Here is a 5,853-nt window from a genome sequence, read left to right as displayed (position 1 = left end):
GGAGGGGGGTGGTCAGTCCTCGACCACGAGGGCCGGGGTGGACTTCGTCAGGACCTCGCCGCGGAAGAAGGCGGGGCTGCGGCGCTCGGTGACGAACATGACGACCAGGCCGAGGGCCAGCAGGCCGACGCCGATGACGAAGACGTTGCCGACGCCGAGGCCGGGGATGGTCGAGCCGGAGCCGTAGGACGGGTCCCAGGCGTCGTAGAGGGTCTTGAAGAAGACCGCGGCGAGCAGCAGCCCGCCCAGGACCGGGAAGACGCCCTTGAAGAGGAGGTCGCGGGAGGAGCGGCGCAGGTCGGCGCGGAAGTACCAGGCGCAGGCGAAGGCCGTCAGCGAGTAGTAGAAGCAGATCATCAGGCCGAGCGCGAAGATGGTGTCGGTCAGGACGTTCTCGCTGACCAGGGTCATCACCGTGTAGAACGCGCCGGTGGCGACGCCCGCCATGACGGTGGCGCGGCCCGGGGTCTTGAACTTCGGGTGGACCTTGGCGTAGGAGGGCGGTAGGGCCTCGTACGTCGACATGGCGAGGACCGTGCGGGCCACCGGGATGAAGGTGGTCTGCAGGGACGCGGCGGCGGAGGCCAGGACGGCCACGAAGAGCAGGACGCCGAGCACCGGGCCCATCACGGGGCCGGCGAGGGCGGCGAACACGTTGCCGGAGGTCTCCTCGTTGGCGAGGCCGAGGCCTTCGCCGCCCGCACCGACGGCCATCTGGGCGGCGACGCCGGTGGCGAGGTAGGAGCCGACCAGGACGACCATCGCGATGAGCGAGGCGCGGCCGGGGGTCTTCGTGGAGCCGGTGGTCTCCTCGTTGGTGGCCAGGCACACGTCCCAGCCCCAGTACATGAAGATCGAGAGCGAGAGTCCGGCGGTGAAGGCCGCCATGGACTCGACCGCGAAGGGGTTCATCCAGGACCAGGAGAAGTCCAGGCCGGTGTCGAAGGTGCCGGCGGTGGCCTTCTGGAAGGCCATCGCGACGAAGACGGCGAGCACGAGGAGCTGCAGGCCGACCAGCGCGTACTGGACGCCCTTGGTGGCGGTCATGCCGCGGTAGCTGATGGCGGTCGCGACGGCGATCAGCGTCAGGCAGGTGGCGATGTGGACGAGCTTGTTGTCGTCCAGGGCCGCGATCGACCCGTTTCCGGTGATCTCGCCGGCCAGCAGCCAGAAGTACGAGGTGGCGACGCCCGCCAGGTTGGAGAGGACGATGATCGTGGCGATCACCAGGCCCCAGCCGCACATCCAGCCGATCCGCGGGCCGAAGGCCTTGACGGTCCAGGTGAAGGAGGTGCCGCAGTCCGGCATGGCCTTGTTGAGCTCGCGGTAGGCGAAGGCGACCAGGAGCATCGGGAGGAAGCCGGCGAGGAAGACGGCCGGCATCTGCATGCCGACCTCCCCGGCGGTCGAACCGAGGGTCGAGGTCAGGCAGTAGACGGGGGCGACGGTGGAGATGCCGATGACGGCGCTTCCCACGAGGCCGACGGAGCCCTTGCCGAGGCCCTTGCCGCGAACGTCGCCCTCGGCGACGCCGCTTACCGTGTCTCCGGCCCGAGGCCGAACGTCCAGCTGAGTCATGGGTCAGGACGTTAGATGCTGCGTATTCCACATCTGGAGGATCGAAGTCCGGAATCCGGCCGCCTCGAACGCCTTGGAATCCCGAGCCCTGGGCCGTTGACGAACACTTAATACAAGGTTCACTTCACCCTCCGGCCATGCTTCAGCAGGCTCTCGAGGCGAGCTTTCGGCATACGGAAACCGCACCCGTGTCCCTTTTGTGCGTTTTCAAACTTTCCCGTGCGAGTTTTCCGGCCTCTGGTTTGCCGCGGACATGACCATCGTCCTAGAGTCGCCGCCGTTCAAGGTCATTTACGGGGGGACACCGCGCACATGCGTTTCAAGCCACTGCTCGTCACCGTCACGGCCACCACGGCCCTGCTCTCCCTCACCGGCTGCGGAGGCAGCGACAACCCGTCGCTCGGCGGCATCGGCGGCGTCGGCGGGGATTCCGTCGCGGAGGGCGCAAACGGCACCGGCGACGGCGGCCCCAACGAGGGAACGCTGGACAACCCGACGAAGAACGGCGGCGTCAACGGCAACGCCCCCAAGGACGGGACGGCGTTCCAGAAGCTCCCCAAGGCGGCGACCATGGCCGCGGCCGCCCGCTTCGTCAACGGATTCACCGACTGCGACCCGATCAAGACCATCCCTGCGGGCAGCAGCGGACCGAGCACGGGCCCGGACGAGAAGTTCATCAAGTCCGCCACCGTCATCGAGCGCGGAACCTGCGGCAGCAGAGGCCGCACCAGCATCTACATGATCAAGGACCCGAAGGCCTTCCAGACCGCCTTCAAGGCCGAGGTCGCCGCGCGGCAGGGCGGGGACCCCAACAGCGGCATCGTCATCGGGCAGGACTTCGCCATGGGATCCGAGAGCTCGGACGCCATGAGCTCCCTGCTGACCCCGCAGGCCGGACTCCTGATGCTCAACTGCCACCCGGGCTTCAACCCGCCGAGCGGCTACCGGAAGGAACCGGCCCTGGTGAAGGGCTGTGTCCTCACCGACTACTACGTGGACTGAGCGGGCACCCCGGCATGACCGGGCCCGGAGCGCGGTGGCGACCGCCGCGCCCGGGAGCCCCCGGACCGGGCCGCCATCCGCAAGACTGTCCCCATGCCCACGGCCGATGAGCTCCTCAGCGCGGAAACCGTCAGCACCCTGGCCCTGCTGCTCGCCCGGGCGGGCGGCCGCCGGTCCTCGCCCGCCCTGCGCGCCCGCGCCGGCGCGCTCGACGGCCTGACGTACAGCGGCCGCGTCGGCGCCGTCCGCGACGCCGTGCTCGCCGACCTCCCCGAGGACTGGCCCGGCTTCGAGGCGGTCGTGCGCACCGCCCTCGCCGACCCCGGCTTCGAGGGCTGGATGACCTTCCCCGTCAACGAGGCCGTCGCCGTCCGCGGGCTGGAGGCGTTCGAGCCCGGCCTGGCCCTGCTGCACGACCTCACCTCCCGGCTGACCGCCGAATCCGCCGTACGGCCCTTCCTGCGCGCCGACCCGGCCCGCGCCCTGGCCGTCGTACAGAAGTGGACGGACGACCCGGACCCGCACGTACGGCGCCTCGCCAGCGAGGGCACCCGGCCCCGGCTGCCCTGGGCCCCGCAGCTGCCCGCCTTCGTCGCCGACCCGCGCCCGGCCCTGCCGGTCCTGGACGCCCTCCACCGCGACGAGTCCGAGTACGTCCGCCGCTCCGTCTCCAACCACCTCAACGACATCAGCCGCGACCACCCCGCCCTCGCCGTCGAGACCGCGGCCCGCTGGCTGAGCGGCCCCACGGGCACGACGGACCGCGTCGTGCGGCACGGCCTGCGCACGCTGATCAAGGCCGGGCGGCCCGAGGCGCTGACCCTGCTCGGACACTCCCCCGACGTGCCGGTCACCGTGCGCGGGCCCGAGGTCACCACCCCGCGGGTCGCCGTCGGCGAGTACCTCGTCTTCGACTACGCGGTCACCAACACCGGCACGCTCCCGGCCGAGCTCGTCGTCGACTACGTCGTGCACCACACGAAGGCGAACGGCACCCGCACCCCCAAGGTCTTCAAACTCCTCACCCGCGCCCTGGCCCCCGGGGAAACCCTCAGCGGCACCAAGCGGCACTCCTTCAAGCCGATCACCACCCGCCGCTACCACTCCGGCGAGCACCTGGTGCAGCTCCAGGTCAACGGACGGCTCCGCGGCGAGGCCGGATTTTCGTTGGACGCGCCCTGACCCGGCCTGGCAGGCTCCCCGCATGACCTACGGAATCGAGTCCCACCCCGCCCGATGAGCGTCCACGACGAGCGCGAGCCGCTCGCCCCCCGGACGACCTCCCTGTACGACTACGCCCTCTTCCGGCACGGCATCGAGCCGGAGGGCCGGATCCCGCGCCGCGGCCATCCGCTGCCCGACGGCGCCCCTCCGGAACGCGGCCGCCCCCGTCTGCCCCGGGAACAGGAGCAGGCCGAAGTGAGCGCCGCGCTCACCCCCTTGCTGGCCGACCCCGACCCCGTACGGGCCGCCGAAGCCGTCCACCGGCGGGCCCGCGAGCTGGGGATGCCCCTGCGCACCCTCCGCGCGCACACCGCACGGCTGGACCTGACCGACGAGGACGCCGCCCGGCGCACCGCCCGGCAGCTGACCCGTACCGGAACCACCGCGGCGGCCGTCGGCATCGGAATCGCCCTGCTGATCCGCCTCGGCGAACCCGAGGACGTGCCCTGCCTCCAGGCCCTCGGCACGCTCTCCGGCCTCGACTCCGTGGCGACCGCCGCACTCGACCCGCTCGACCGGCAGGCGGCCGCCCTGCTGGTGATCCGCGGCCGGGACCGGTCCGAGCTGCTGGCCCCGCTCGTCACGGCGATCGCCACCGGCGACGCGGAGGCCGTCCGGGCCGCGCTGGTCGCGGTGCCCGACGAACCGCGGGCCGTGCTCGCCGCCCGGCGCATCGCCGAGGCCGCCGACCTCGACGGGTTGCTGCGCGCCCACCCCGGGGACCCCGCGCTGCTGGCCGTGGCGGGCCGCCTGCTGCACCGGATGTCCCGCGACGTGGGGCGCCGGGCCGAGATCCTCGACTACCTGCCGGCCACCGACGTGTACGCGCACTTCCTCGGCCAGGCCGACCGGCTGGCCCCGACCCCGGAGCTCCACGAGCTGCTCCTCGCGGTCGCCCTCGACCTGCACAGCGGGCCGGCCGCACTGCTGAAATGGCGGTCCCACCGGCGGGAGGCGCTGCTCGGCGGCCTGGAGCGGCTGCTGGCCGGACCCGCGTGGGCCCTCGGACCCGACGCACCGTCCGGGGGCGGAGACCCCGCTCCGGCAGCCGAGCGGCGGCGCGCGGACTGGATCCGGCGTACCGGGCGCAAACCGTTCGCCGGTACGGCGGCGACGGGCCCACACCCCCGCTGGGAGGTGGCCGTCGTCCACGACGCCGCGGACTCGAACTGCGTCGAGACCCGGATCCTGGTGGACGGGCTCCCGCTACTGCCCGCGCTGTTCGGGAAGGGGCCGGGCCTCCCTCCCGAGCACCTGATCGACCGGGGCGAACTCCGCGCCGGGCCGGAGCGCCGCGAGGTGCTGCTCGCCGAGGCGGAGTGCACCGAAGGCTGCTGCGGCGCCCTGTACGTGACGATCCGCCGGGACGGCGACGAGGTGGTGTGGGACGGCTGGCGCGGGGCGGTCGGACCGCCGCCGCCCCCGTACCGCTTCGACGCCGCCGCCTACGACGCCGAGGTCGAACGCGCCGAGCGGGACCACTCCTGGTGCTGGCCGGCCCGGCGCACGGCGCGGCTGATCGCGGCCGGTCTGCGGGAGCGGCCGGAGCTGCTGAGCCGGTGGGACCTCCGCGCCAATGGGATCGCCACCGACTGGCACGATCCGCACACGTCGGTGCTGTGGCTCGTGTTCACGCCCCCGGACGGCGCCGTGGGGCCGGACGGGAACCCGCTGCGCCTCTCCTTCGAGTGGCGCCTGCCCGACGACGGCACTCCGCCCGAGGAGCGGGCGGCAGCCGCGCTGGAACGGATCGCGAGGTCCGACCCGAAGGGCTTCGCCCGCCTCCAGCGCGGCAGCAGCGAACTCGCCGCGTCCCTCGGGTACAGCTGGGGGCAGGCCGAGTAGACGGGCGGGTCCGGGGTCCGGCCGGGGAGTTCCTCCGGCCGGACCCCGGTCGCCGTACCCGCCTCAGCCCGTCCAGACGATCGACTGGATCTCGCTGTACGCGTGCAGCGCGTACGAGCCCACGTCGCGCCCCACCCCGCTGCGCTTGAAGCCGCCGAACGGGGCCTCCATGTTGCGGCCGATGGTGTTCACGCCCACCCCGCC

Annotated in this window: 5 protein-coding genes; 3 read left to right on the top strand and 2 right to left on the bottom strand. The window is 72.6% G+C overall.

The features are described 5' to 3' along the window. Nucleotides 1–12 precede the first annotated feature (12 nt). Nucleotides 13–1,578, bottom strand: coding sequence for an APC family permease (locus PV721_RS40395; RefSeq protein ID WP_319733415.1), 1,566 nt, complete (start codon nt 1,576–1,578; stop codon nt 13–15). Nucleotides 1,579–1,890: 312 nt separating this feature from the next. On the opposite strand from PV721_RS40395, the gene PV721_RS40390 reads away from it, so the two are divergent. The 3 genes from PV721_RS40390 to PV721_RS40380 all read left to right on the top strand — a co-directional run bounded on the left by PV721_RS40390 (nt 1,891) and on the right by PV721_RS40380 (nt 5,649). Then, the gene (locus PV721_RS40390) at nt 1,891–2,580 is read left to right on the top strand and encodes a hypothetical protein (RefSeq protein ID WP_319733413.1); all 690 of its coding nucleotides are present in this window, start codon (nt 1,891–1,893) and stop codon (nt 2,578–2,580) included. A 93-nt stretch (nt 2,581–2,673) separates the two neighbouring features. Further along, the gene (locus PV721_RS40385; protein ID WP_319733411.1) at nt 2,674–3,762 is read left to right on the top strand and encodes a DNA alkylation repair protein; all 1,089 of its coding nucleotides are present in this window, start codon (nt 2,674–2,676) and stop codon (nt 3,760–3,762) included. Nucleotides 3,763–3,816: 54 nt separating this feature from the next. Then, nucleotides 3,817–5,649 carry a hypothetical protein gene (locus tag PV721_RS40380; protein ID WP_319733410.1) on the top strand — a complete coding sequence of 611 codons (1,833 nt, stop codon included), beginning with the start codon at nt 3,817–3,819 and terminating at the stop codon, nt 5,647–5,649. Between the two features lie 63 nt (nt 5,650–5,712). Here PV721_RS40380 and PV721_RS40375 read toward each other — a convergent pair. Continuing rightward, nucleotides 5,713–5,853, bottom strand: a 141-nt coding sequence (locus PV721_RS40375) for an aldehyde dehydrogenase family protein (protein ID WP_319733417.1), incomplete at its 5' end; no start/stop codon positions are given.

Source organism: Streptomyces sp. MB09-01, from assembly GCF_033794505.1.
GTDB lineage: Bacteria > Actinomycetota > Actinomycetes > Streptomycetales > Streptomycetaceae > Streptomyces.
The sequence above is the reverse complement of the archived record's forward strand: the minus strand, read 5'-3'. Positions and strand labels throughout refer to the sequence as shown.

Coding starts and splice junctions, on each gene's coding strand:
- PV721_RS40395 (WP_319733415.1), bottom strand. CDS start 1,578: ATGACTCAGCTGGACGTTCGGCCTCGGGCCGGAGACACGGTAAGCGGC.
- PV721_RS40390 (WP_319733413.1), top strand. CDS start 1,891: ATGCGTTTCAAGCCACTGCTCGTCACCGTCACGGCCACCACGGCCCTG.
- PV721_RS40385 (WP_319733411.1), top strand. CDS start 2,674: ATGCCCACGGCCGATGAGCTCCTCAGCGCGGAAACCGTCAGCACCCTG.
- PV721_RS40380 (WP_319733410.1), top strand. CDS start 3,817: ATGAGCGTCCACGACGAGCGCGAGCCGCTCGCCCCCCGGACGACCTCC.